At 35.5% G+C, this 25,265-nt stretch carries 23 protein-coding genes and 1 pseudogene; 5 read left to right on the top strand and 19 right to left on the bottom strand.

Features of this window, described 5'->3' with window-relative positions:
- Position 1: 1 nt before the first annotated feature.
- The 5 genes from EKM00_RS10870 to EKM00_RS10845 form a co-directional block, all read right to left on the bottom strand.
- Positions 2–910: a PstS family phosphate ABC transporter substrate-binding protein gene (locus tag EKM00_RS10870; protein WP_126516176.1), complete on the bottom strand. Its 909-nt coding sequence runs from the start codon at positions 908–910 to the stop codon at positions 2–4.
- A 230-nt stretch (positions 911–1,140) separates the two neighbouring features.
- Entirely contained in the window at positions 1,141–1,938 is a 798-nt protein-coding gene (locus EKM00_RS10860; protein WP_126516174.1) for an energy transducer TonB, read from the bottom strand.
- Between the two features lie 39 nt (positions 1,939–1,977).
- On the bottom strand, positions 1,978–2,541 hold the full coding sequence (locus EKM00_RS10855; protein WP_126516173.1) for an ExbD/TolR family protein: 564 nt from the start codon (positions 2,539–2,541) through the stop codon (positions 1,978–1,980).
- Positions 2,542–2,559: 18 nt separating this feature from the next.
- A complete protein-coding gene (locus EKM00_RS10850) occupies positions 2,560–3,171 on the bottom strand; it encodes an ExbD/TolR family protein (protein WP_126516172.1) in 612 nt (203 codons plus the stop codon).
- A 37-nt stretch (positions 3,172–3,208) separates the two neighbouring features.
- A complete protein-coding gene (locus tag EKM00_RS10845) occupies positions 3,209–4,027 on the bottom strand; it encodes a MotA/TolQ/ExbB proton channel family protein (protein WP_126516171.1) in 819 nt (272 codons plus the stop codon).
- 372 nt (positions 4,028–4,399) lie between these two features.
- Between EKM00_RS10845 and EKM00_RS14805 the strand changes: the two are divergent.
- Positions 4,400–4,670, top strand: a pseudogene (locus EKM00_RS14805) (helicase HerA-like domain-containing protein); the annotation flags it as partial.
- Between the two features lie 213 nt (positions 4,671–4,883).
- Positions 4,884–6,143, top strand: a complete 1,260-nt coding sequence (locus EKM00_RS10835) for an NAD(P)/FAD-dependent oxidoreductase (RefSeq protein ID WP_126516170.1) — start codon at positions 4,884–4,886, stop codon at positions 6,141–6,143.
- A gap of 32 nt (positions 6,144–6,175) precedes the next feature.
- On the opposite strand, the gene EKM00_RS10830 is transcribed toward EKM00_RS10835, so the two are convergent.
- Together EKM00_RS10830 and EKM00_RS10825 are read right to left on the bottom strand one after the other, a co-directional pair.
- Complete coding sequence (locus tag EKM00_RS10830) at positions 6,176–7,513, bottom strand: FAD-dependent oxidoreductase (RefSeq protein ID WP_126516169.1); 1,338 nt, start codon at positions 7,511–7,513, stop codon at positions 6,176–6,178.
- Between the two features lie 63 nt (positions 7,514–7,576).
- On the bottom strand, positions 7,577–9,967 hold the full coding sequence (locus tag EKM00_RS10825) for a penicillin acylase family protein (protein ID WP_126516168.1): 2,391 nt from the start codon (positions 9,965–9,967) through the stop codon (positions 7,577–7,579).
- Positions 9,968–10,141: 174 nt separating this feature from the next.
- Between EKM00_RS10825 and EKM00_RS10820 the strand changes: the two genes are divergently transcribed.
- Both EKM00_RS10820 and EKM00_RS10815 read left to right on the top strand, forming a co-directional pair.
- Positions 10,142–10,783 (top strand): flavin reductase family protein, encoded by a 642-nt coding sequence (locus tag EKM00_RS10820; RefSeq protein ID WP_126516167.1) that lies wholly within the window; start codon positions 10,142–10,144, stop codon positions 10,781–10,783.
- Positions 10,784–10,785: 2 nt separating this feature from the next.
- A complete protein-coding gene (locus EKM00_RS10815; protein ID WP_126516166.1) occupies positions 10,786–12,318 on the top strand; it encodes a cryptochrome/photolyase family protein in 1,533 nt (510 codons plus the stop codon).
- A gap of 78 nt (positions 12,319–12,396) precedes the next feature.
- On the opposite strand, the gene EKM00_RS10810 is transcribed toward EKM00_RS10815, so the two are convergent.
- Together EKM00_RS10810 and kynU are read right to left on the bottom strand one after the other, a co-directional pair.
- The gene (locus EKM00_RS10810) at positions 12,397–12,804 is read right to left on the bottom strand and encodes a glycine zipper family protein (RefSeq protein ID WP_126457412.1); all 408 of its coding nucleotides are present in this window, start codon (positions 12,802–12,804) and stop codon (positions 12,397–12,399) included.
- A gap of 101 nt (positions 12,805–12,905) precedes the next feature.
- Entirely contained in the window at positions 12,906–14,192 is a 1,287-nt protein-coding gene (kynU, locus tag EKM00_RS10805) for a kynureninase (RefSeq protein WP_126516165.1), read from the bottom strand.
- 67 nt (positions 14,193–14,259) lie between these two features.
- On the opposite strand from kynU, the gene EKM00_RS10800 reads away from it, so the two are divergent.
- The gene (locus EKM00_RS10800; protein ID WP_126457414.1) at positions 14,260–14,472 is read left to right on the top strand and encodes a hypothetical protein; all 213 of its coding nucleotides are present in this window, start codon (positions 14,260–14,262) and stop codon (positions 14,470–14,472) included.
- Between the two features lie 523 nt (positions 14,473–14,995).
- Here the strand turns inward: EKM00_RS10800 and queA are convergent.
- The 10 genes from queA to EKM00_RS10755 all read right to left on the bottom strand — a co-directional run bounded on the left by queA (position 14,996) and on the right by EKM00_RS10755 (position 25,210).
- On the bottom strand, positions 14,996–16,045 hold the full coding sequence (gene queA / locus EKM00_RS10795; RefSeq protein WP_126453091.1) for a tRNA preQ1(34) S-adenosylmethionine ribosyltransferase-isomerase QueA: 1,050 nt from the start codon (positions 16,043–16,045) through the stop codon (positions 14,996–14,998).
- Between the two features lie 199 nt (positions 16,046–16,244).
- Positions 16,245–17,462 (bottom strand): 3-phosphoshikimate 1-carboxyvinyltransferase, encoded by a 1,218-nt coding sequence (gene aroA, locus EKM00_RS10790; RefSeq protein ID WP_126453088.1) that lies wholly within the window; start codon positions 17,460–17,462, stop codon positions 16,245–16,247.
- 120 nt (positions 17,463–17,582) lie between these two features.
- Positions 17,583–17,909, bottom strand: coding sequence for a nucleotide pyrophosphohydrolase (locus tag EKM00_RS10785; protein WP_126453086.1), 327 nt, complete (start codon positions 17,907–17,909; stop codon positions 17,583–17,585).
- Positions 17,906–18,265 carry a hypothetical protein gene (locus EKM00_RS14965; RefSeq protein ID WP_233592279.1) on the bottom strand — a complete coding sequence of 120 codons (360 nt, stop codon included), beginning with the start codon at positions 18,263–18,265 and terminating at the stop codon, positions 17,906–17,908. Before EKM00_RS14965 ends, EKM00_RS10785 begins: the two co-directional genes overlap by 4 nt.
- The gene (locus tag EKM00_RS14960) at positions 18,232–18,783 is read right to left on the bottom strand and encodes a DUF3857 domain-containing protein (protein ID WP_233592278.1); all 552 of its coding nucleotides are present in this window, start codon (positions 18,781–18,783) and stop codon (positions 18,232–18,234) included. The genes EKM00_RS14965 and EKM00_RS14960 overlap by 34 nt, the downstream gene beginning before the upstream one ends.
- A gap of 4 nt (positions 18,784–18,787) precedes the next feature.
- The gene (locus EKM00_RS10775; protein ID WP_126516164.1) at positions 18,788–20,803 is read right to left on the bottom strand and encodes a DUF3857 domain-containing protein; all 2,016 of its coding nucleotides are present in this window, start codon (positions 20,801–20,803) and stop codon (positions 18,788–18,790) included.
- Positions 20,804–20,807: 4 nt separating this feature from the next.
- Positions 20,808–22,721 carry a DUF3857 domain-containing protein gene (locus EKM00_RS10770; RefSeq protein ID WP_126516163.1) on the bottom strand — a complete coding sequence of 638 codons (1,914 nt, stop codon included), beginning with the start codon at positions 22,719–22,721 and terminating at the stop codon, positions 20,808–20,810.
- Between the two features lie 146 nt (positions 22,722–22,867).
- Positions 22,868–23,320: a D-aminoacyl-tRNA deacylase gene (dtd, locus tag EKM00_RS10765; RefSeq protein WP_126453080.1), complete on the bottom strand. Its 453-nt coding sequence runs from the start codon at positions 23,318–23,320 to the stop codon at positions 22,868–22,870.
- Between the two features lie 45 nt (positions 23,321–23,365).
- Positions 23,366–24,343 carry a ribosome small subunit-dependent GTPase A gene (rsgA, locus tag EKM00_RS10760; protein ID WP_126516162.1) on the bottom strand — a complete coding sequence of 326 codons (978 nt, stop codon included), beginning with the start codon at positions 24,341–24,343 and terminating at the stop codon, positions 23,366–23,368.
- A 216-nt stretch (positions 24,344–24,559) separates the two neighbouring features.
- The gene (locus tag EKM00_RS10755) at positions 24,560–25,210 is read right to left on the bottom strand and encodes a hypothetical protein (protein ID WP_126516161.1); all 651 of its coding nucleotides are present in this window, start codon (positions 25,208–25,210) and stop codon (positions 24,560–24,562) included.
- Between the last annotated feature and the right edge of the window lie 55 nt (positions 25,211–25,265).

The raw sequence follows: 25,265 nt of genomic DNA, 5'->3' as shown, positions 1-25,265 counted from the left end.
TCTAATTTTTTTTAATCTGAAGAAGTCTACTCGGAGTTCTGACCGGTAACAAACCAGATTTAAGTATTATCCGCTGTCCTCGATCGCCTGCTACAAAAGAGGCAAAACCCATTCCTAGTCCAGAAGACCCCTGACAATTTATTATATACAAATCACGTGCCAAAGGATAGGTACCCTCAGCAATATTATTTTGCGATGGCGCATAAAATTGATTTCCAGTAGTACTTTTAACACTAAGCACTTTAATTTTTTTTACAATATCCTTCATAATTCCAGAAGGTTGGTAAAGCCAGTTTAGCCCCACTATACCAATCATTCCTTCATTTTCAGAAACGTACTTTATTACCTCTTCATTGGTTTTAAAAGAAAAAATCCCCTTTTCCGGAAGTTTAGACACACCCGCTAATTCATTCATATAGCGCACCGTACTCGAATTTGGATTGTCAAAAACCAATCCCTTTATTGCCGTTTGAGACTTCCCTTGCAGAAAGGCTATAATATCATTTAAAGCGACTAAGGTATCCTTAATTTTCTCATTAGCTATTAGTGCAATTCCGTCAGTGGCAAAAGGGGTCACTTTTGGAATAATCTTTTTTATTTTAAAAAAATTATTTTCCTCAGCGGTTAATTTTCTAGACAAAATTGCAATACTTAATGAGTCGTTTAGCAATGAACGAACTACTTCTTTTTCAGATTTAGCGTTCAATGCGATTTTTGCTGGATAAACACTTTCAAAAACTGCTATCTGATCCTCAATAACAGGTTTCAATGTTTCATCAACTAGTATCGTTGTAGAACCTTTTAAAATAGTTTCTTTATTTTCCTTAGATCCTTCCGCTTTTTTACATGCAAAAAGAAATGCAAACAAAGAAAAAATAATAAAATACGGAATTATAGCTGTTTTTTTCATAATCTAATTGTTACTATTAATAAGTCGGATAAATCTAAAAAATGAATACACAATAAGAAGTAGACCAAATACTATTCTATATTTGGTATCCATTTCTATCGGAAATTCTTTCATAAAGATAATAAATAAACCCAAAACAAGATAAACCAAAAAAAACAAAATTCCTAAAACAAGAAAAAATCGCTCTTTGAGCGATTTTTTCTGAATACTATTACGTATGCTCTTTAACATTAATTTGCTGTTTGGATTGTAATTGGTAAGGAATAAAGCACTCTGACTTTTTTACCATTTTGTTCACCCGGAGACCATCTAGGAGACTTTTTCAAAACACGAATCGCCTCTTTCCCTGTACCATAACCAATATCTCTAATTACTTTAATATCGGTTAAGGAACCATCTTTCTCTACTACGAAAGTAACATATACTTTACCATTCAACCCGTCTTCTTCAGGAGTTTGATAATTATCCCCCACGTACTTATAAAACTTATTGATACCACCTGGAAAATCAGGTTTAACCTCAATCCCGGCAGTGTTGTAAATTTGGTTGTCCACTTCTTCCACTACTGCAGCAGTACCAGTTCCCACTGGCTCTACAGTCAATACTGCATCAGGATCACCCTTTATTGTTACAGCACCTAATTTTTTGTCTTTAATTTCAACAATTTTTGGTGGTTCTTCTGTAACTTCTTCCGCTTTTGCTACAACAGGTTTCACAAATTTAACCTGATCCACTTTTGGAGGTGGTGGTGGTGGTGGTGGAAGGTTTTTAATTGGCTCTTCTTTCTTAGGTGGCAATTTAATAGCAGTGATTTTTATATCCCTATCAACCTCTTGTTCATTACCTTCAGGTAATAAGTTTATGATAAGCGGAGCGGCTACAGCAATACTAAAAAATATAGCACCAATTATCAGCGCCTTTATCGTCGTCTTTCTGTTTGATTGCCTTAATTCATAAGCACCATAAACTTTGTTACGCCCTTCGAATACGATTTCAAGCCATTGGTTTTTTAATATGTCTAATTTCATTTTTCTTAATTATTAGGTTATTGGGGAATAAGAATACACTTATTTTCCTTCTAACAATTTTTGTTCTTCAGGAGAAAATTCAGGAACGATAGCGTAATTACCAAAATCTCCTATCCCAACTATTGCCATCTCATCAAGTATATCAATTAAATTTTTGTAATTTGATTTCTTACTTGGTTTGATAATAACAATTAGTCCGTTTTTAGGTTTACCCTTCGCTGCGGAGTAAGCCAAAACTGATCTCTGTCTAGTCAATAACTCTTTACGGATACCGTCTTTTCCAAAAGCTACATCTTTTGGCGCAGCTATGGGCGTAGCCAATAAACCCACGTAATAAATTAACTTATTATCATCACCTAACAAAACTGTCATGGTACGATTTTCGTCAACTTTCATGTCGATATTATCTTTGGTAGGATCTTTATCTGGCAACCCCAAACTCATCGATTGTGGTTTAGACAACGTCGTGGTTAGCATGAAAAATGTAATTAATAAGAAAGCCAAATCAACCATAGCAGTTAAATCCACCTTTGCATTCGATTTTTTACTTCTTACCTTCCCACTTTTTTTGCCTCCACCGTCACCGGTATTTAATTCAGCCATTTTAGTGTATTTTATTAATTAAAAATCTTTTCCTCTTAAACCAGTAACTAAGCTAAAGCTATTGATTTTTTGCTCTTGTAAAATATCCATCACTTTTCTGATAGCTGGGTACTCTTCTTTTGCATCCCCTTTAATAGCGATTTGCAATTCCTTGTCATTTACCTCTATATTTGCTTTTCGAGCATTGTAGACCCACTCTTTTAACTGATTATCAAGCGAATCGATTGGAATACCAGGCTGCTGTGCTTTACTCCTATCAGCCGCTTTCATATCTATAATTTGTTTCAGATTAAGAAGTGGTACACCAAAATCATCCATCATTGAAAAAATCGCCTTATCACCGTCTGAGAAAGACACATTGTACTTCTCTGCCATTAACTCTAACGTTCTCATACGAACTTCTCTACCTTTCAAATCAAAAAACACTTTGCCCTCACCCACTGTTAAAGTAGCTAAATCAGTTTCAGGCAATTTAGTCTGAACTGTTGATGCAGGAGTATCCACAGGCAGTGCTTCCGGTATCTTGGCTGTTGAAGTCATCACAAAGAAAGTAAGCAAAAGGAATGCGACATCACACATAGCGGTCATGTCTGTAGAGCCCGGATTTTTATTTATTTTTATTTTAGCCATTCTTTTTGTTTTTTATTTGATAATAATATCAACAAGATTACTGCTTCAAACTTCCTCTAAATCTTCTGTAAGAGTTTACAATTGAAACCGCAGCCTCATCGATTGAGTAAGTCAAATCATCTATTTTAGATGTGAAGAAATTATAAGAAATAATTGCTACCGCTGAAGTTCCAATACCAGTTGCAGTATTAATCAACGCTTCAGAAATACCAGCTGCTAATGCTGCTTGATCAGGAGTACCAGCCGCTGCTAATGCACCAAACGCTTTAATCATACCTGCTACAGTCCCTAACAATCCAACCAGAGTACCTAAGGAAACTAATGAAGAAATAATAGTCATGTTTTTTTGCAACATTGGCATTTCAAGTGATGTTGCCTCTTCAATTTCTTTGTGTATAGTCTCTGCAGCTTCCTCACTATTAAACCCTTCTTTTTTAACTGCTTGATATTTTACTAACGCTGATTTAATTGCATTTGCAACAGAACCTTGCTGCTTATCACACGAAACAATAGCTTCATCAATTTCTCCTGCTTTGATACTTCCTTGTATCTTTGTCATAAAGACATCTAATTTAGTATTACCAGCTGCTTTAGATATCACAAAAAATCTTTCTATAGAAAAAACAAGAACCATTAACAACATCCCTAGTAATACTGGAACAACTGCTCCTCCATGATAAACCTGCCCTAAAGTATTTAATGGATTACCTGTTTCTGTGTTTCCTCCTTCAAAGTTTGAAGGATTACCCATAACAAATTTCCAAATCAATACACCAACACCAATACAGGCAGCAATAATCAATCCTGAAACCATTCCTCCTCCGTTTGCCGCTTTTTCTTTTTTAACGTTTGCCATTTTTTTAATTTTAATAGTTTTAAATAATTTATTTTAGTTATATTAAACTTGTAGTGGAGCAAATTTATATTTTTAGTTCAAATAAAAAAACTTTTTTTAATTTTATTGTCATTAATTTTATTTCAAACAAACATTTAGCAATTTACTCATTGCATATATATCAAAATCTACAAAGAAATCATTCGTTTTACAAAAAAAAACATAAATTTTTATGAAATATTAACATAAATTTTCAATAACCGTTTAAAAGTAGTCGAAAAAAAAAATTTTTGTTATTAAGAGTAAAAAAGCAGGAAAACTGCATTATACCCCATAATTTCCCATTTGAGAACACTAATAGTAGCTTACAAATCCTTTTAATTCAAACTTATCATGACCAGAAAAGAAGATTTTATACAAGACATAACGCGTGGGTCCCTTTCAAAAGGAAAGAGTATGACTTTGGAGGAGTACTATTAGGCGGAGAAGCTCTAGCAAATGCACCCATAAAAATTCCCTTAAAAACCTTAAACCGTCATGGGTTAATTGCCGGAGCTACTGGAACGGGGAAAACCAAAACGATCCAAGTTCTTTCATAACAACGATTCCTGTTTTAATAATGGACATAAAAGGCGATTTTAGTGGTATTGCTAAAGAAGGGAAATAAAAACAATTTATAATTGAAGGCGAGATCATGGTTCTTACAGCAGGATAGTCCATAAAAATAGAGAAGAATCCCCGCGTGCACTTTTCCGATCTTTTTGATGAAGTCTGCGAATATTTAGCTATTTGCAAACCTGCATTTTCTTTAGAAAAAGTTAATAAAGCAGACTAACCCTTATATAATTTGTATCTTTATATTTTCCATTAAAAAAGTATGAAAATTCAAAAAAAAATTATAATCGTTGGCGCTGGCTTTGCTGGATTGCGTTTGGCTCAAGATTTAGAAAATACAGATTTTGATGTTTTACTGATTGACAAAAACAACTACCATCAATTTCAACCCTTGATGTACCAGGTAGCCACAGCAAGGCTTGAACCTGCCAGTATCTCATTTCCGTTACGAAAAGTATTTCAGCATTCGAAAAATGTCCGCATTCGAATAGCCGATGTACTTCGTATTAATCCGGACCACAAAATAGTACAAACCTCTATTGCTGATTTTGAGTACGACCATTTGATAATTGCCTTTGGATGCACGACTAATTATTTTGGAAATGCTGAAATAGAAAAATTTGCATTTCCCATGAAATCGGTGCCGGAAGCGATCCAACTTCGCAACCAAATTCTACAAACTTTTGAAGATGCCTTAATTGCTTCACCAGAAGAGCTACAATCGCTAATGAACTTTGTGATTGTTGGCGGAGGCCCTACCGGAGTAGAACTTGCAGGAGCTTTGGCAGAAATGAAAAAAAATATTTTGCCAAAAGATTATCCGGACAAAGATTTTTCGAAACTCACCATTTATATTCTTGAAGGATCTCCGAACGTATTGAACCCAATGAGTGAAGATTCCCAAAAAACGTCTCGCAAATATCTGGAGGAACTAGGTGTCATTGTAAAAACGGATACTATTGTAAGCCATTACAACGGTAAGACCGTAAGCCTGCAAAACGGAGACAAGATTGCATCCAGAAATGTGATCTGGGCAGCAGGAATTACAGGAAACACCCTGGAAGGCATTCCCAAAGAAAGTATTACCAGAGGAAATCGCTATCTTGTTGACCGATTTAATAAAATAGAAAATCTCGAAGACGTGTATGCCCTTGGTGATATTTCATTCATGGCTACTCCTAAATATCCCAATGGTCATCCGCAAGTAGCCAGTGTTGCTATAGAACAAGGAAAAGTATTAGCCACGAACTTCAAACTAAGTCTAAAAAACAAACCTCAAATCGAATACGAGTATCATGATAAAGGTTCTATGGCTACAGTAGGAAAACGAAAAGCGGTGGTCGATTTACCAAAATTTAGTTTCCAAGGAAGATTGGCTTGGTTTACCTGGATGTTTATCCACCTAATGTTGATTTTAAGCGTCAAAAACAAACTCTCTATTTTTGTTAATTGGATGTTCAGCTATTTCAATAATGACAGCACCTTACGAGTCCTACTGAAACCGGCAACAAAAGATAAATAACACCAAAAAGGACCCTGATTAGAGTCCTTTTTTTATTTTAATAATTCTAAAATGGTATTTTCAACTGCTTCTGAATCCCAGATTTCTTTGATATTTTCCATTTTTAAAATTTCTTCCATAATTGCATTTTGATAATCCCCTATAGCCAACGCCTCTGTATAAGGCCGATCACTAAATGTTACACGACTGTATAGCGGAATCCATTTTTCAGGGTGCTTGTCTGAAAATGATTTTTCAATTTTCTTTTGCAAAAGGAAGTTTTCATCTGCAGTCTTAGAGCTCATTTCTAAAAAATTTCGATAGGAAAGCTCTGCAATAGCATCGGCATTTGGTTTACGGGATTTTTGATATTCGGAAAAAATAGATTTCCAATCATCCCCGTACTTTTCAATCATTTCATACAGCACTGAAATATCTTCAAAACCGGCATTCATTCCTTGTCCATAAAAAGGGACAATGGCATGACTCGCATCCCCTATCAAGGCAACCTTATCCTCATACGTCCACGGAAAACACTTCATGGTTACTAATGTACTGGTTGGGTTCCGGAAAAAATCTTCCGCTAATTTTGGAATAACATCAATCGTATCCGGTAAATTTTTTTCAAAAAAAGCTTCTACTGACTTCCTGTCTTTTAAGGAATCAAAGGAATTTTCTCCTTCAAAAGGCATAAATAAAGTACAGGTAAAGCTTCCGTCTAAATTGGGCAAGGCAATCAACATATATTCGCCTCGTGGCCAGATATGAAACGAATTTTTATCCAATTTATGTGATCCATCCCCGTTTGCCGGAATATTTAATTCTTTATATCCAATAGGCAGAAATTCTTGCGAATAATCAAACATACTCTGGCGCTGCATGCGGTGACGAATTCTTGAAAAAGCACCATCAGCGCCAAAAACCATATCGTATTTTTTATCTTCCCATGCGCCTCTTTCGGTTTCGCCTATATGAAGTGTTGCATTTTCTAGAGTTACATCCCAAATTTTGTGCTCAAAAAAGAACTCTGCTCCTGCGGCTTCCGCCAAATCGATCATTTTTCGGTTTAAAATTCCTCTCGAAATTGAATCAATGGATTCGCCTTCCTGACCATAATTTTGAAAATTAAGCTTATCCGCTAAATGAATTGCCCGTTTTTTCATGGGGATTGCGATCGCTCGAACAGCATCACCTACTCCAACTCCGTCTAAGGCTTTCCAGCCGCGATTAGACATCGCCAAATTGATAGAACGTCCTGAAAACTGTATCTTCCTGATATCTGGACTTCTATCGTAAATATGAACAGTATGGCCTGCTTTGCGAAGGTAAATAGCTAATAAGGATCCGACTAGTCCAGAGCCTACAACTGCTATTTTTCGGGGAGTTTGCATTAATTTTTTATAAAAAGTTAGGCAAAATTACTGATTTAATATTTTAATAACTTTAAAAAACAATCATTTTTTATTGGGAATAAACACCAATTTTGTCGAAGTCCTTATAATCTCCTTTTCGTTCAGTTTCATTCTTCTGAATTTTCCTGAATTATACAATTCCGCCTGATCGTTATAATGTGCACTGAATGGATTTCCGGATTGTCCCGTTGGCAAAATGGCCCAGCTATTTTCAATGTCTGAGAAATCAATAATTCTTCGTGTTGAAGGGCCGCCTTTTACTTGATACTGACCCGTTTCGGTATAATCAAAAAACAAATTATTAATCACTTCCGTTGAACCTGAAACCTCAAATGGACCAACATTAAATATAGTTCTTAAAGCTGCAATTTTACCCAACGGATGCTGATGTTCCAGAGTATGTACTTTGTTCCAGGTCCAAGCTGATACGGAATTGCCCAATTGTTTTTCTAAAGCAGCAATCGATTCCTTGAACGATAGCGACACGATTTCTTGCCTTGTTTCCGAATGGTTTTTTGTATTGATATTATCCCACCACAGTGAGTTTTTGTTTTCAAGTTGTCTGGCGATCATTTGCTTCATGATATGCGTGCCTAAAAACTGCTTGAAATTAGCAGCTCCCAGTTCGTCCTCAAAAGTATTTTTTAAATAATTAAAAATCCATTTATTATAGATTGTGGGTGCTACATCATCCAGATTATTAGAACCTTTCCATTTTTTCAAAACAGCAAAGGCTTCTTTTTCATTATTTGAAAGCGTAGTGTAATCCAGATTCGAAATTAAACGTGCTACAACGTCAGGCGCAACTGGTGATGTATTATCAAAAATCATGCTGCCCACAGTTGCCTCATTCCATTTTGTTTTTTTATTCAATAATTGCGTGATTCGTTTGGCTCTGTCTTCAGGAAGGTAATAGCCCGGATACAAAAATCCGTCTATTGCCTCTGGTTGATTATTGGCTGAATACACGTAATTCCATTTTGGATTCATCGCTGAAGGATTTTTGGAGAAATCCAAATATTCCTTGATATCGTCTTTCCCGCTCGCCCCATCCAAAATAAAATTCGGATTCACGCCTTCATTATGCTTGTATAATTTTCCTGTTGCCCACCATGCAATATTTCCTTTGGAGTCACCATACATAACATTCAGTCCCGGCGCGGCTATCAGAGCCACTCCTTTTAGAAAATCTTCCTTGTTTTCAGCGTGCGAAAGCCTATATACTGCTTCCAGAATTCGTATGGGTTGTTGGGTATAAATCCAAGACATTGCCACTGGTTTATCCTTATCCAGCCCAACAATTAAATCATTCATGATAGGCCCGTGACGACTCACTTTTACATTCAAAACCACATCAGTAGAATCTTTTATTTTTATAATTTTTTGGCGAATTTCATAATTCCTATACCCCGTTGGCGTTTTGTAAGCGGTCGCATTTCCAGGACTATTTTCTTCTTGGTACAAATCAATATCATCATTTTCAAACATGGTTAATCCGTACGCATAGTTACGGTTATGTCCCAATAATGGGAATGGAGTACCTGCTAAATAGCAACCGTACAATTCAAAATCCGGAGTTACTAAGTGCGCTTCATACCAAGTTCCGGGTTGCGAAAACCCAATATGTGGATCATTGGCAAAAATCACTTTTCCTTTTTTAGTTTTCTTTGGAGAAAGAACCCAGCTGTTGCTTCCTATAAAGGGTGGGATAGGGGATTGGTCTAAAAGTGAGGCTACTGATTTTGAAATAGCAGCATATTCCTGTGGCTTATGTTTTGCATTTTTTATTTTTGTGGTATTAAATGAACCGTCAATGCCAAAATCCTTGAGATAGTCCATTCCGTACTTGTTCCGAATATCCGTCAACAAAGGATCTGACTTATGGGCCATAGCAAAACTAAAAGACATGTATCCAAAAATATTGTAGACGTCTTTTATGGTAAACTTTTCTTTTTTGACACCAACTACACTGAATTCTATTGGCGTAGTTCCCTCTGCCATATATTGGTTTATCCCGTCTAAATAGTCCATTGTCAATAGATAACTGGAACTTTTCTTATCTAAAGCTGCGATTGCTTTTGCGGAAGCTTCTTCGATTCCTAATCCGGCAAAAAACAGATCACTTTTCAATCCAACTGGTCCAAAAATTTCTGACAATCGTCCCGGAGCAATACGCCGCATCAATTCCATTTGCCACAATCGTTCTTGCGCATGTACGTAACCCAACACAACCATAGCGTCCCTTGAACTTGCCGCATAAATATGAGGCACTCCAAATTCATCAAAATAAACTGTCGTTTCCTTTCCAATATTTTTAAGTTTTAGTTCCCCTTCATAGGTTGGCTTTAAATAAAACCCATAAATCAGCACAACTATTGCTGAAAGAAACAATAAAGAAAGTAAAACCAGAAGGACTTTTTTAAGTGTTTGCATCTTTACATAAATTGGCAACAAATATATAAGATTTAGAAGTCAATTATAACAATTTACTTATAATGTGTTTGTTCAAAACTAATTCAAAATAAATAATTGAGCCTTATTTATTATTTTGTTTGATTTATTTCCATTTTAATTAAACAAAAAGTATATTTGTTCAAAAGTAAAAATATGAAACATATTTCTAAAGAAGCTATTTCCAAAATGGAAAAAATTGAAAGACTGAATTTAATCAATTCGTGCACGGGTTATAAATCAGCGAATCTTCTTGCTACAAAATCATTGGACGGAAACACTAACGTAGCAATTTTTAGCAGTATCACACATTTAGGTAGTAATCCTGCCATAATTGGATTCATTATGCGACCCACAACCGTTCCCAGAGACACCTACAAAAATATAAAAGAGACTGGTTATTTTACGGTAAATCACATCACTGCTGACATGATTGCCGATGCGCATCATACCTCCGCAAATTATGATTTAGGCGTTTCTGAATTTGATAAAACAAGCCTGGAAGAAGAATACAAGACCAACATTGAAACTCCTTTTGTAAAAGGAAGCCCTGTGCAGTTGCATTGTAAATATCTAAATGAATATTACATCCAGGAAAACAATACAATTCATGTAATTGCAGCTATCGAAAATTTATTTTTTGAGGAGAAATTAATACATAAAGATGGGTGGTTACAAATTGATAAAGGCAATGTTGTGGCGCTAAACGGCCTTGATGGCTATTGTTTACCCAAACTTATCGACCGTTTTGAATATGCCCGAAAAGAAGTTTCTACTGTTTCCTTTTACAAAAAATAAAAATGAAAAAACTACGATTAATCCTTGGAGATCAACTCAATTTAAAACACTCCTGGTTGCAGGAGAAAGATCATAACACTATTTATGTGCTGGCCGAAATGCGTCAGGAAACAGCGTATGTAAAACATCACATCCAAAAAGTGGTGGCCTTTTTTATGGCGATGAGAAATTTTTACACAGCCCTACAATCACGAGGACATCAAGCCTTATATTTTCAAATTACTGATGGCGATAATCCTCAGGATCTAGAAAAAATTATTACTTTCTGTATCGAAAAATATAAAATCGAAAAATTTGAATATCAATTCCCTGATGAATACCGATTGGACCAACAACTAAAAACAATTTGTTCCAATCTAAAAATAGAATCAGAAGCTTTTGACTCCGAGCATTTTTACACTACGCGTCATGAACTTTCCGATTTTTTTGAGGGTAAAAAGCTGTTGCTGATGGAAAATTTTTATCGCAGCATGCGTAAAAAACATCATTTGTTAATGAATGGGTCAACTCCTGTGGGAAATCAATGGAATTTTGATGCCGATAATCGCAAAAAATACAAAGGAGAAGTTCCTGTGCCTTCTGAAAAGAATTTTCACACCAATGTTTCTAAAGTTGTTGCCCAAATTAAAGAAGCTGGGATCATCACTTTTGGAAACATCGATTTAGATAATTTCAGTTGGCCTACTTCGCGCGAGCAATCGTTCGAGGTTTTAGATTATTTCTGTAAAAATCTGTTGAAACATTTCGGTGATTACGAAGATGCAATGCATACCGATGAAAAATTCCTTTTCCATTCTCGTTTGTCTTTTGCCATGAATAGCAAAATGCTTTCTCCAAAGGAAGTCCTCGAGACCGTGATTGCTTTTTATCATGACAATGAAATAGAAATAACTATCTCACAAGTAGAAGGTTTTGTGCGTCAAATTTTAGGCTGGCGCGAATATATAAGAGGAATATACTGGAAAGAAATGCCTGATTATGCTAAAATGAATGTCTTGCAAAACAAAAACAAGCTTCCTGATTTTTTCTGGACAGGTAAAACCAAAATGAATTGCATGAGTCACGCGATTAATCAAAGTTTAGATGAAGCCTACGCGCACCACATCCAGAGACTTATGATTATTGGGAATTTTACACTACTGACACAAATTCATCCTGACGAAGTAGACGCTTGGTATTTGGGCGTGTATATTGATGCGATTGAATGGGTTGAAATGCCCAACACACGCGGGATGTCACAATATGCCGATGGCGGAATAATTGCCACAAAACCCTATGTTTCCTCTGGAAGTTACATCAACAAAATGAGTAATAATTGCTCTAAATGCCACTACAATGTCAAAGAGAAATTTGGCGACAAAGCCTGTCCCTTCAATACGCTGTATTGGAATTTCCTAGATGAGAAAAAAGAGTATTTCAAAGGGAACCAACGCATGGCAATGATGATGAATTTATTGAACAAAATGAATCCGGAAGAAATGTATAAAATCAAAGTTAAGGCGAATGAAATTATCACTAATATGGATTCCTATTAAACTAGCTAGCGCTAAATAAAAAGGGGTGTTTAAATTCTTTTTGAACTTAAACACTCCAAGCTATATTGAAAAATCTATTTACTGTTTTTTACTATCTAAAATAGCGCCTGTACCTGCCCCTACTCCCGCACCGGCTAAACCACCTATTATAGCACCTTGTCCTTTTTTCTTACTGATGATTGCCCCTGTGGCAGCACCAACGCCGGCACCAATTACGGCTCCTTTTGCAGCACCACTCCAACCTTTATTTTTTGTAGTAGTCCCCGCTGTTTGTTGATCCACAACAACTACTTCTTTTTGAGTTTCTACTTTAGCTTCCTGGATTTTAACCATTTCTACCTGCATGGAGTCGATCACTCTTTGTTTTTCGATTTCAACTTTCATGGAGTCTACAGTAGCCTGTTTGGCTTTTTGAATGTCCATTTTTCCTTGATTTTGACAAGAAACAATACCTGCAGCTATTAGTATAAAATATAATGCTTTCATAATTTTAATTTTCATAATTAGTACCAATACAAAGAAAGGCTTAACCCTGTTAATTACGTTTATAAAATTAAAACTATTTTTTGTGTTATTTAATGCCCGTTTTAAGACTGAATTCCTGCTTTCAAAATTTGCCCAAATTGATATATATCCTCAAAAGAAGTATACAGAGGCACTGGCGCTAAGCGGATAACATTAGGTTCACGCCAATCCGTGATTACTCCATTTTGCATTAAATAATCAAACAAACTGCGGCCTTCCCCATGAAGCAAGACGGACAATTGTGACGCTCTTTCTGTGGGATTTGACGGTGTTATAATTTCGAAACTACTATCCACTTCTTTGTCTATTTCATGCAGAATGAATTCTAAATAAGAAGTGATCGCATCTCTTTTTTGGATCAAAGCATCCATCCCAATTTCATCAAACATGTCTACAGATGCTAAATAAGGCGCCAGAGAAAGTATTGAAAGATTACTAATTTGCCAGCCATCAGCGCCTTGAATAGGATCAAAGGTTTGTTCCATCTTGAAACGACGTTCTTTATTATGTCCCCACCATCCGGCAAATCTGGGTAACGCTGCATTGTTGTGGTGCTTTTTATGAATAAAACATCCAGAAGCATTTCCTGGCCCTGAATTCATGTATTTATAACTGCACCAAGCGGCAAAATCCGCATTCCAATCGTGCAATTCCAGCTTAATATTTCCTGCGGCGTGCGCTAAATCCCAGCCTACGTAGGCTCCCACTTTATGACCTGCAGCGGTAATAGTTTTCATATCAAATACCTGTCCTGTGTAATAATTGACCCCCCCAATTAAGACCAAAGCCAACTCATCACCTACTTCCTCAATTTTTGCCAACACATCTTCTAAGCGAATGTTGTGTTCGCCATCGCGACGCTTAATCTCAACAATTGCATCCTCGAGTTGTATCCCCAGGTTTTGGGAGTGAAAATCGACCTGACTTTGAAACATATATTGATCCGAAGGAAATGCTTTTTCTTCGCAAATAATTTTATATCTGGTTTGTGTAGGTTGGTAAAAGGAAACCATCAGTAAATGAAGATTTACCGTTAATGTATTCATCACGGTAACTTCGCTTGGTAAAGCACCAACAATTTTACTCAACGCATCTGCGAATCGTTCGTGGTAATCCCACCATGGTTTTTCACTGTAAAAATGTCCTTCAACAGCTAGATTTGCCCAATCATTCATGACTTCATCTACATACGCTTTGGTGCGTTTCGGCTGCAATCCTAAAGAATTTCCAGTAAAATAAATTACTTTTTTTCCTTGTACCTTCGGGAAAATAAATTCGTCTTGGTATTTGTGTAAAGGATCTTGTAAATCGAGGTGTTTTGCAAATTCAAGGGTGTTTTCGAAAATCATGATTTGTATTTTGTTTTGTAAAAGTAGTGAAAAAGCACCACTTTGAAAAAGGCCAACGTCGCATTGGATGAGGACAGAGAGAAAAGAAAAAAACTATTTATCCGGCAAAAGAGTTATTGCCTATGAAATGATATTCTCTGCGGGAAATTTCAATAAAGATTTTGAAACTACTTATAACAAAAACGGAACTACGAGACAGCAAATTTTTACTGGATTCACGTTAACTCAAAGTGTGAGTATCCAATCTAAGGAAGTAAACAAAATTGAAAAATTATCGTGACAATCCCGTGAATTGATTAATTCTGACGTGGAATATTAGTACATCAAACTGGCCGAACTAAAAATAAATGATTGCTCAGGCAACTAAAGATGCAAGTATACGAGCCACGAGTATTGCTGAGAATGCAGACTCTGACTTACGAAATCTAAAAAAAAGCAGGTATCGGTGTTTTCAAATTACAATTTAAGGCTTCAGAATATATATTAAGTCGAGCGCAGTCAAAACTCAACGCGGTATCTCGACTGCGCTCGACTTGACAAAAAAATAGCTGTAACAAATTTATTCAGACACAAAATTGAGATGCCGTTTTAAATTTCTTTTTACACAAAAAGTCCTCACATATTCCAAACGTTTTGTGTGAGGGATGGAAGCGGCATCCTTTATTTTCTTTCTTTAAGAAAATAAAGATACAGCGTACAGCGCGACCCTTGGGGCACACTCTTATAAAACTGTGCTCGGAATAAACCAAAAAATCTCGCCATTGCTGACGAGATTTTGTTATTTAGACTGAAATGAATTCAGATTAGATGATCATCATTGCATCACCGTAAGAATAGAATTTGTATTCTTTTTCGATTGCTTCTGCGTATGCTTTTTTCATTAAATCGTGGCCACAAAAAGCGGAAACCATCATTAATAAAGTTGATTTTGGCGTGTGAAAATTAGTAATCATACAGGTGGGAATCGTAAATTCATGAGGTGGAAACACAAATTTATTTGTCCATCCGTCAAAAGGATTCAGTGTATTATGTGACGAAACTGAACTTTCTACGGCACGCATAGATGTTGTTCCTACGGTACAGATTCTTTTTTTATGAACTTTTGCGTTATTTACAATATCACATGCTTCTTGAGTGATTTTTAATTCCTCGGAATCCATTTTGTGTTTTGATAAATCCTCAACCTCAACCGGATTAAAAGTTCCCAAACCTACGTGAAGGGTTACTTCGGCAAATTTGATTCCTTTGATTTCCAGTTTTTTCATTAAATGTTTAGAGAAATGCAATCCTGCAGTTGGCGCTGCAACAGATCCTTCTTCTTTGGCATAAATAGTTTGGTAACGTTCCGCATCTTCCGGAGTTACGTCTCTAGAAATGTATTTTGGGATTGGAGTTTCTCCAAGTTCCGTTAATTTATTTCTGAATTCTTCATAAGAACCGTCGTAAAGAAAACGCAATGTTCTTCCACGAGACGTAGTATTATCTATCACCTCAGCGACTAATGAATCATCATCTCCAAAATACAATTTGTTACCAATTCTGATTTTTCGGGCCGGATCTACTAAAACGTCCCAAAGTCTTTGCTCTGCATTTAATTCTCTAAGTAAAAAAACTTCGATTCTTGCGCCTGTTTTTTCCTTGTTACCATACAAACGTGCCGGAAAAACTTTAGTATTATTGAGAATTAAAACATCGCCTTCGTCAAAATAATCAATAACATCTTTGAACATTTTATGCTCTATAGTCCCTTTCTTACGATCTATAACCATTAGACGTGCTTCGTCTCTGTTTTCAGCTGGATATTCAGCAAGAAGTTCTTTTGGCAAATCGAATTGAAAATGTGATAGTTTCATCTTAAAAAGTTATAAGTTATGAATTATGAGTTATGTCCTTCGTCTGCGCTCAGGATGACAATCTTAATTCGAGTGTGCAAATATACGATTGTGAGATAGGCGTTGTCAAGTGTTTTGCAATTTATTTTTCCTCACACCAGCCCTCTCCAAAGGAGAGGGAAAAGGGAAACATCTTTTCGCCCAATGAATTGAGGTTTTTTTACGAAATTTCGAAACCTAAACTTTTTAAATCTTCCCAAAAATCCGGATATGATTTTGAAACGACTTCGGCATTTTCGATGATTATGGGTACTTTCAACGCTAATGGTGCAAATGCCATTGCCATTCTGTGGTCGTTGTAGGTTGCAATTTTAATGTTGTGATTGATTTCACTTGAAGTCAAAAGCGTCAAGCTATCATTGGTAACGGATATGCTCGCTCCGAGTTTTGTTAGCTCAATTCGTAGTGCTTCCAGTCGGTCTGTTTCTTTAATTTTCAAGGTATGTAAGCCTGTTAGATGGCAACCAATTCCTAATCCAAGGCAGGTAACAACAATGGTTTGGGCAATATCCGGCGTATTATTTAGTTCAAGATTTAGAGTTTGAGGAATAAAATTCCCTTGTTTGGTAAGCGTCATTTTATTTCCTTCAAAATGCGTTTCAACTCCCATTAGCTTATAGATTTCTACCAAAGCCGAATCGCCTTGTAAACTGGTTTCTGTATAACTGGTCAATGAAACAGTAGCATTTTCAGCCAAAGCAACCAAACTAAAAAAGTAAGAAGCCGAACTCCAATCGGATTCAACAGTCATTACTTTTGATGCTACTGCTTGTTTTGGATAAATAGTAATTACATTCCCTTCAAAACTGGTTTTAATGTCCAAATCATTCAACAAAGCCAGGGTCATTTTGATATAAGGAACTGAAGTGATTTCACCAACCAAAGTGATTTCAATACCGTTTTCCAGTTTTGGCGCCACTAATAATAAGGCCGATATGTATTGACTGCTCACATTGGCAGGAATGTTCACTTTAGAAGCTGTTATTTTTTGTCCTTTGATACGAATGGGCGGATATCCTGGTTCTTTCTCGTACGTTATTTTCGCACCTAATTGTTCCAAGGCTTCCACCAAAACTTTTATCGGGCGCTCCGTCATTCTTTGAGAACCAGTCAAAACTACTTCGCGGCTTTCGTTCACAGCAAAATAAGCGGTCAGGAAACGCATGGCTGTTCCTGCATGATGAATATCAACTATTTCCTCGTTTCCTAGCAATGCTTTTTGCATGACTTCACTATCATCAGAGTTCGAAGTATTTGCCAAAGTAATGTTTGGGAATAAGGCCTGTAACAATAACAAGCGGTTTGTTTCGCTTTTTGAGCCAGTAACTGCAATTTGAGCTTGTAAATTGGATTGGGAAGTTTGTAACAGTAAATTCATTTTTGTAATTATGGGTTGTGAGTTATGAGATATGAATTATACTTTCATTTTTAACTCAAATAATTTTTGAGTCGCAATTTACCACTCCGCATTTATAATTCATAATTTATACTTCACAAATTATTTGAGTTTTTCATTGTTTTTGTGACGGTCTTTGTCTCGAATGGATTTTAGATCCATTTTTTTATCAAAAGCGGCTTGTAAATCAATTCCGGTTTGGTTGGCTAAACACAATACCACAAAAACTACATCGGCTAATTCCTCGCCAAGGTCTTTGTCTTTATCGCTTTCTTTTTCGGATTGTTCGCCGTAACGACGGGCGATGATTCGGGCCACTTCCCCTACTTCTTCGGTAAGCTGCGCCATATTGGTCAATTCGTTAAAGTAACGAACGCCGTGTTCTTTGATCCAAGTATCTACGTCGAGTTGGGAATTTTTTAGGTTCATTTTTTTAGTTTTTTAAGTACAATTTTCTCGTTTTGTTTATCAATAATTTTTTGAAAAAAACTTTTTAAATCATCATAATAATCTACTGACAAAATTGCTGCATTTATTTCCTTTGTAATACTAATTTGAATTTTATTTCCATCTGCCTGAGTGTTAATACCAAATGAGAGTACCTTATCTTCAGAGATTATCTTCATCACTTTGGGGAAGGAATCTACCATATATCCCTCAGGAATTTCTAGGTTTATAATGTATTTTTCCTGTTTTGGATACCCAAAATAAATAGGCATTTCCCTTTTCTCCTGAACAAATGGATTTTTCTTTACTGTAAAAAACAGCAGTGGATCAATAAACATTTGCCCCCCAATAATTTCACAATGTTTTCAGATTTCAGTATATATTTAAACTCTATGACCGACCCTACTTTTACATTTGGCATAGCTATCGTGGCTTGGCTCCAATATTCGTTTACATTTTCCTTGAAACTGCCTTCATTATTGAGCTTCGTTTTTACTACAGTACCATTCTCCAGATTATAAGTTACGGCATTAGAAAGTTTTACAGATTCATTATTCAAATCTTCATATCCTACATAATAAGGCACTTGAAAATTTGCCCAACCCAAGCCTTCTTTCTTATATATTTTGATGCGATACCAATATTCATGATTTACCGTAAACCCATTTTTTAAATTATAACTATAAAAAGTCCTTGCCTTTTTAGTCAAAATGGTAGCGGTAGCAGTAGTATCTTGGGGATGAAAGTTTTCTGAAAGCTCTTTGATTGATACTTTTCCGATTTCAAAATCCTGAGCTTTCATTTCAGATATAACCATAACTAGGAATACTGCAAGTACAACTTTGATGATTTTCATTTGCTTATACTTTTCTTAGCACTATTTTTTCATTTTGCTTCTCAATCATTTTTTGATAAAACTCTTTTAACATCAGGTAATCATCTGTTACAATAATTGGGCTGTTAATTTGATGCGTTATTACTAACTGAATCAAATTCCCCGTTCTGTTTATCATGAATTTAAAACTTCCCAAATTCTCCAACATATTTAACTGTATCGAAGTAGGCATTGTCTCCACTTTATAGCCTTCCGGAATTTGTATGCTTATACTGTATTTATCCATAAAAGGAAATCCGTAATCTACAGGATAAGCCCTGTTTTCTTGTTTAAAAGGATTTTCGGCTACAGCAAAAAATAACATTGGATTTATGTAAATAGCGCCGCCAATGAGTTCACTAAAATTTGACCCTGAAAACGAAAAATTCTCTACAATAGGCAGCTTTACATCCTTTTCATTTGTTCTTGAGTAGTCACTTATTTCTATTTTGTTGTTATCATTTTCTACCTTTTCAAGGTAAGCCTCTTCTTTCACATCATTGACATTTCTCCTGAAAACAATCGCATTATAGTCCGTTCTTTGTCGTTTCAACTTACCTGAAACCTGTCCATTAGTATCAATAGTATAGTTCATCATTACAATATCATTAGAAGGAACTTTGGGCATCAAATCTACTTCCACAGATGTCCCGTCTTTACGAATCAATCTTCCCTCCCAATTCAAAACCCTCAAAGGCAAAACATTAGGTACCGAAAATCGATCCGTGGCATCTAGCAACACCAATCCATTAGGAGTTTCAACTGCAGCAATAACATAATTAAAAGCGGTTCTATTAGGAAACAGTGCAATTCCGTTTGAGCGCGTACTAACAAGAACGGGATTCGCAGTTATTCCGGCATACCGCAACATAGCAGTAAGCATCAAGTTAATTTCGGCAACATTACCCGTTTTGTCTTTGTAAGCTTTTTTTACTCCGTCATTACAGGAATACCCATAGTAATCGTTCCATTTGACGGCGTTTTTTACAAAGCTAAAAACGGTTGCTATTTTCTCCTCTGATGTCGTAGTCCCCAACAGTAAAGGTTTTAAATCTTCCTCAAAATAACCTGTTTTGTTCAATTCAGGGCCAAAATCTTCATAATCATAAATGGTTTTGGTAACGGACTGCCAATCGGTTGATAGTGTCCGATAGGGCTGATTGGGGAATTTCACGACAGAAAGTTCATGGGAAACGCTAGTCGTATAATTTGCTATAGTATTCACATACGCTTCCTCTTTCATTGCCGGAAGATTTTCTGCAAGATAAACTGTTCGAGTTTCTAAAAATTCTAACTTCTCTTGCGAGGATGAAGAAACCATACTCTCGCCGGCTTTGGCAGTTGCTCGATACAAATAATTCAATGATTTGCCGTTATTCTCTTTGGTTATACTCAGCTGAATAAAGCCTTTTATGTTTGGATTATATACAAAATACTCCGGTATAAATGTTTTGAATTCAGAATAATTTACAGGAATACTCGATTGAAAATTCCATTCTGTTAATTCACTATAACGAGAGGAACGGATTCTATACTTAAGTTCAACAACAGACCCTACTTTTACATTGGGCATCGTAATTTTTTTTTGTCCCCAATATTTATTAACTTTTTCATCAAATTCACCATCACTTTTTAGCTTTGTCTTCTCAATCTTGCCATTTATCAGATTGTAAGTAATGGCATCTGAGAAGAACACCGATTCTTTTGCATTTGTGCCATTATAATATCGAACTGCTTTATTTGCCCAATCGTATCCTTCTTTTTTATAAATTTTAATTCGGGTGGTGACTTCTGTAGTCATAATAAAACCTTCATTTTGATTGTATTCAAAATCAATCACTCCCTTTTCGAAAAGAATAGCTGCAACGGCAGCAGCATCTGTAGGATGATTTTCTTGCTGCAGTTCCGCAACTGAAACTTTTCCTAATTTAAATTCTTGTGCATTGCCTTTAAAAAAAATTAAAGTAAAAAAAAGAATAATGAAGAGTTGGTTACATTTCATGATTTTATTGATTTTTGGTTAAAATAATTTTGGCATTATCACTTTTTGAAATTTGTTCTATAAAAAGGCGGTATTCATCGTACTCTTTGTTAGTGTATAACCCTTTTTTCAAGACCATGGTACGCTTATACACTATACTTGTAGCGTCTTTTTTGATAATTTCAGTTTTGTATTCTCCAAACTTCGTTTTCAATTCAAAATTACTCGGCAGAAATTCAATAGAAAACCCTACAGGCAAACTAATCTCAATTTCATCTCCATCAACATATCCTCTCTGAATTTCAAATGGGTTCTTCCGGTTTCGGATTCGTTTTATAGTTCCTCTAATTTGGTTATACCCATTGACCACGAACATTATCTTATTTCCCGAAATACTTCCATAATTAATGGTACTAATTTCAACATTTTCAGTAAATGTGACCTTTTCCTTATCGTTAGTAAATGATATTTTATCAATTTTCAAATTATTAATATTATCCCAATATTCTTTATAATGCGCTTCTTTTTCCGTTGGTTGTCTGTTTTCGATAGCTGCTTTTTGACTGTACTGTGACCCTTGTGAAACAATAGTTATTTTACCGGAAAAATCTCCATTTGCCGATAAACTATATGTTCCTTTACTAATTTGTGTATTTCCGTTATCGTCATAAACTTTTGTTCTAACGATTTCGCCACCCTCAGGCTTTATAACCAATACTTCTCTATCGTCTGTAAAAGTTCCTTGGTACCCAAAAGGATCATCCTGACTCGTACATTCAAGCCAAGTATAATTATCTCCGTTTGGAATCGATAAAATAACATGATTCCCTTGCATGGACACAAAATCAGACTGAATGTTTATTTTTTTTCTGTCACCATACAAAATAGTATAATAAGATGGTACGTTTACAACTTCCAGCAATGCTTTTGTATAATTAGTTAATGCCTTGCAATCTCCATATCCCAGATGATCTACATCAGAGGCTAGCATGGGTTTCCATCCGCCAATCCCAACTTGAATACTAATATACCGTACTTTTTGTTGCACAAAATTGTATATTAATCTAGCCTTCTTGATTGGGTCTTTTTCCTCTCCTACGATTGCTTTTACTTTTTCTTTGGTTTCGTCTGACAAATTAGCAGTTCCAAATAAAATTTTATCAGAATACCATTGTCCAAACTCCTTCCATGTCTTTGCATTTCCATCTACCCCTTCTAGGTGAAACAACTCTAAACCCATCATCACTTTTGGAAAAACAGTATTAATAACCGGACTGTACTCTTCTTGTTTTTGAGCCAGAATAAGAGTTGCAGTATATGAAAGTTGTGTTGCTGTATCTATTGTTTTATTTATTTTGAAATCAGAAAAGTTAAATTCCATTTTTTTAAAACCCAAATTATCGGGAAAACTTACATTCAAAATACTTTTTTCGACACTGACAAAATAATTGTTCAACGGATACCATTGCGGAATAAAAGCAGTTGTAGCCGTTTCTATTTCGCTATCAAAAATTACGGTAAAAGGATATTGAACAGGTGTATAATCTAAATAAAGGTATCTATTATCTGAAAAGAGCGTACCGCCACCAACTGCACTTTGATCTCTAAAATCCTTTCGTTTAATTTTTTTAATTTCTTTTCCTGCAGCATCATATACAGTGGCTTCTATGTTTCTAATAGTAGTCCTTTTGTTATAACTTTCTACTGCGTCTATTACATCAAGTCCTTTTTCGTTTAAAACTGTAATTATTCTTTTAGTGCTTACAGTCATATTTCTTTGGGATTCAATACGAATATCTACTTGGTTCAAGCGAACCACTGCATTTGCATTTTCTTTTAAGCTATCCGCAATAGCAGTCTCGAAAAATTCCTTTTTTTGCGCTTGTAAGGAACACGCTATCGCTGCAAAAAAAACTATTAGTACGTTTTTGATTTTCATTTAGGCGTGTGAAAAGTGTGAATAATTAACCAACTATTAGCAGCACTTACCATTTTTATCTGGGAAAGCACCTTTATTTTTATTTTGGAAATTTATAGTATTCGTGGTTTTCAAAAATATACTAAATCTTACAATAAACAAGTGTTTTACTCTCTATTTTTACTGTCAATTACTATCGTTACAGGACCATCATTCAGCAAAAGTACTTTCATATCTGCACCAAAAACGCCAGTTTGTACTTTTTTACCCAATTCTTTCTCCAGCTGAAGCACAAAATTCTCGTATAATGGAATAGCTATTTCTGGTTTTGAAGCTTTGATATAGGAAGGACGATTGCCTTTTTTAGTAGCGGCGTGCAAAGTAAATTGACTTACCACAATAACATCGCCATCTGTATCTTTGACCGATAAGTTCATAACATCATTTTCATCACCAAAAATACGGATATTGACTGTTTTTGAAGCTAACCAATTGATATCTTCTTGATTGTCTAAATCTTCAATCCCAACCAAAACCAACAATCCTTTCTGGATATCGGCTACGACTTTAGTATCGATGGTTACGGAGGCTTGGGAAACTCTTTGGAGGACGATTTTCATTCTTTTATATTCTATGTAAAATAGACGCGATAAATCGCGTCTCTACTATTCCCTAGTTTTGTCACTGATTATTCGATCCTCATTATGAATATCCGTACGGTAATTTTCATCGTCACCTTCGAGAATTTTAAGGTAACTTCTATAACGGGACCAAGCGATTTCATCTTTTTCTAAAGCCCCTTTAATAGCGCAATGCGGCTCATCTTTATGCAAGCAATTATTGAATTTACATTGCTCTTTCAACTTAAAAAATTCAGGAAAATAACCACTGATTTCTGCTGCATCCATGTCTACGATTCCAAAACCTTTGATCCCGGGCGTATCGATAATTCTGGCATCAAAAGACAAATCATACATTTCGGCAAAAGTCGTCGTGTGTTGCCCTTGCTTGCTTGCTTCAGAAATTGTCTTTGTTTTTAAATGTAAAGAAGGCTCCATCGCATTTACCAGAGTCGATTTCCCCACACCAGAATGCCCAGAGAACATACTCACTTTACCAATCATCATTTTTTTCAATTCCTCTATTCCTTTCATTTCAGTCGAAGAAACGCGCAAACATTTATATCCAATTTCCTGATACACATGCTGCATGTACAATTGTTCATCCAGCGTGGCATCGTCTAGTGTATCTATTTTATTAAAAACCAGTATAGTTTCAATTCCATACGCTTCGGCAGTAACCAGAAAACGGTCGATGAAATTAAAAGTCGTTGGCGGATTATTGATGGTAACCAACAAGAAAACCCTGTCAATATTAGACGCAATAATATGCATCTGATGTGATAAATTCACTGATTTCCGAACGATATAATTCTTCCGGTCATGAATATTATGAATGGTTCCCGTAACAGTATCGGATGATTCTTCTAGTTCATAATCCACTACATCGCCTACAGCAATAGGATTGGTACTTTTGATTCCTTTAATTCGGAATTTCCCTTTCATACGGCATTCTATAAAATCGCCTTGTTCGGATTTTACGGTGTACCAACTTCCTGTAGATTTGTAAACGAGTCCTGTCATAAAGGATTATTTGATTGAAGATTAACTATTTTAGATTTCTGATTTAAAATCTAAGACTTTGCAAAGATAATTCTTTGTTTTAGGTTTAAAGTTTAAAAGTTTAAAGTTTTTCACTTTGAGCAACTTTACATACAATTAAAAATAGAAAATCCCCATAATTTTTTTGTCAAAAAGTTATGGGGATTTTCAGTACAACTGTTCTCAATACTCGATTCTTTATTTTTTTATTTGGTATGGAAAATTACGGCCTACTTTTCTCATCATTCTTTCCATCACGGCATTTGCTGAACTCATTACATCTTCATTCATCTCTTTGTAAAATCTCCAAAGTAAATCACCATCTGTTCCGTTATATACATTCATAGTGATTTCTCCACTAGCAACTTTTCCTGTTCCAAAACCAATTAGTAACGTTTTAGCAATCGCTAAACCTTCACTGCTGGTTTTTTCATAAGCATAAGCACATTTGATTACTGCGTCAACACCTAGAATTTTAGCAAGCGCATCGGGATTCATTTCGTCAATTTTATCGAAGACCTCATTTTGTTTCAGTAAAATATTTGTTCTTTCCACATACTGAACGGTAACTGTATAATCATTAGATTTTCTCAAAAGATACGTATACATCCCTGATTGTAAGCTAGAACCCAATTTTTTTTCTTCGTCTCTATTTGTTTGTGCATCAAAATTTTTAGGCAATCTTTTATAAGAAATAGATGCTTTAAAGGGTAATATAGCAACTGTTTTGTGCGATGCAACAAGTTGCTGTAATTTAGGCGACTCAAAAATTTGTTTTGAACTTTCGAATTGGGCCAACATAAAAGTTGTAGATAATAGGCCAATAACCAAAAAGATAAATTTTCTCATAATAATAAAATAGTTTAAGTTTAAATAATTAAGAGCGCAATACTACAAAAAAACC

This window comes from Flavobacterium sp. RSP15 (genome assembly GCF_003968755.1).
Taxonomy (GTDB): Bacteria; Bacteroidota; Bacteroidia; order Flavobacteriales; family Flavobacteriaceae; genus Flavobacterium.
Note: the sequence above shows the minus strand (reverse complement) of the source record. Positions and strands in the feature narration are given on the sequence as shown.

What these genes read in the sequence shown, in the direction of transcription:
- EKM00_RS10850 (WP_126516172.1), bottom strand. Translation starts at nt 3,171, where the DNA reads ATGGCTAAAATAAAAATAAATAAAAATCCGGGCTCTACAGACATGACC.
- EKM00_RS10800 (WP_126457414.1), top strand. Translation starts at nt 14,260, where the DNA reads ATGAGGACAGAGAGAAAAGAAAAAAACTATTTATCCGGCAAAAGAGTT.
- rsgA (WP_126516162.1), bottom strand. Translation starts at nt 24,343, where the DNA reads ATGACAGGACTCGTTTACAAATCTACAGGAAGTTGGTACACCGTAAAA.
- EKM00_RS14960 (WP_233592278.1), bottom strand. Translation starts at nt 18,783, where the DNA reads ATGAAAATCATCAAAGTTGTACTTGCAGTATTCCTAGTTATGGTTATA.
- dtd (WP_126453080.1), bottom strand. Translation starts at nt 23,320, where the DNA reads ATGAAAATCGTCCTCCAAAGAGTTTCCCAAGCCTCCGTAACCATCGAT.
- EKM00_RS10820 (WP_126516167.1), top strand. Translation starts at nt 10,142, where the DNA reads ATGAAACATATTTCTAAAGAAGCTATTTCCAAAATGGAAAAAATTGAA.
- EKM00_RS10870 (WP_126516176.1), bottom strand. Translation starts at nt 910, where the DNA reads ATGAAAAAAACAGCTATAATTCCGTATTTTATTATTTTTTCTTTGTTT.
- EKM00_RS10785 (WP_126453086.1), bottom strand. Translation starts at nt 17,909, where the DNA reads ATGAACCTAAAAAATTCCCAACTCGACGTAGATACTTGGATCAAAGAA.
- EKM00_RS10755 (WP_126516161.1), bottom strand. Translation starts at nt 25,210, where the DNA reads ATGAGAAAATTTATCTTTTTGGTTATTGGCCTATTATCTACAACTTTT.
- EKM00_RS10855 (WP_126516173.1), bottom strand. Translation starts at nt 2,541, where the DNA reads ATGGCTGAATTAAATACCGGTGACGGTGGAGGCAAAAAAAGTGGGAAG.
- EKM00_RS10835 (WP_126516170.1), top strand. Translation starts at nt 4,884, where the DNA reads ATGAAAATTCAAAAAAAAATTATAATCGTTGGCGCTGGCTTTGCTGGA.
- queA (WP_126453091.1), bottom strand. Translation starts at nt 16,045, where the DNA reads ATGAAACTATCACATTTTCAATTCGATTTGCCAAAAGAACTTCTTGCT.
- EKM00_RS10860 (WP_126516174.1), bottom strand. Translation starts at nt 1,938, where the DNA reads ATGAAATTAGACATATTAAAAAACCAATGGCTTGAAATCGTATTCGAA.
- EKM00_RS10775 (WP_126516164.1), bottom strand. Translation starts at nt 20,803, where the DNA reads ATGAAATGTAACCAACTCTTCATTATTCTTTTTTTTACTTTAATTTTT.
- aroA (WP_126453088.1), bottom strand. Translation starts at nt 17,462, where the DNA reads ATGAATTTACTGTTACAAACTTCCCAATCCAATTTACAAGCTCAAATT.
- EKM00_RS10770 (WP_126516163.1), bottom strand. Translation starts at nt 22,721, where the DNA reads ATGAAAATCAAAAACGTACTAATAGTTTTTTTTGCAGCGATAGCGTGT.
- EKM00_RS10825 (WP_126516168.1), bottom strand. Translation starts at nt 9,967, where the DNA reads ATGCAAACACTTAAAAAAGTCCTTCTGGTTTTACTTTCTTTATTGTTT.
- EKM00_RS10830 (WP_126516169.1), bottom strand. Translation starts at nt 7,513, where the DNA reads ATGCAAACTCCCCGAAAAATAGCAGTTGTAGGCTCTGGACTAGTCGGA.
- EKM00_RS14965 (WP_233592279.1), bottom strand. Translation starts at nt 18,265, where the DNA reads ATGTTTATTGATCCACTGCTGTTTTTTACAGTAAAGAAAAATCCATTT.
- EKM00_RS10810 (WP_126457412.1), bottom strand. Translation starts at nt 12,804, where the DNA reads ATGAAAGCATTATATTTTATACTAATAGCTGCAGGTATTGTTTCTTGT.
- EKM00_RS10815 (WP_126516166.1), top strand. Translation starts at nt 10,786, where the DNA reads ATGAAAAAACTACGATTAATCCTTGGAGATCAACTCAATTTAAAACAC.
- EKM00_RS10845 (WP_126516171.1), bottom strand. Translation starts at nt 4,027, where the DNA reads ATGGCAAACGTTAAAAAAGAAAAAGCGGCAAACGGAGGAGGAATGGTT.
- kynU (WP_126516165.1), bottom strand. Translation starts at nt 14,192, where the DNA reads ATGATTTTCGAAAACACCCTTGAATTTGCAAAACACCTCGATTTACAA.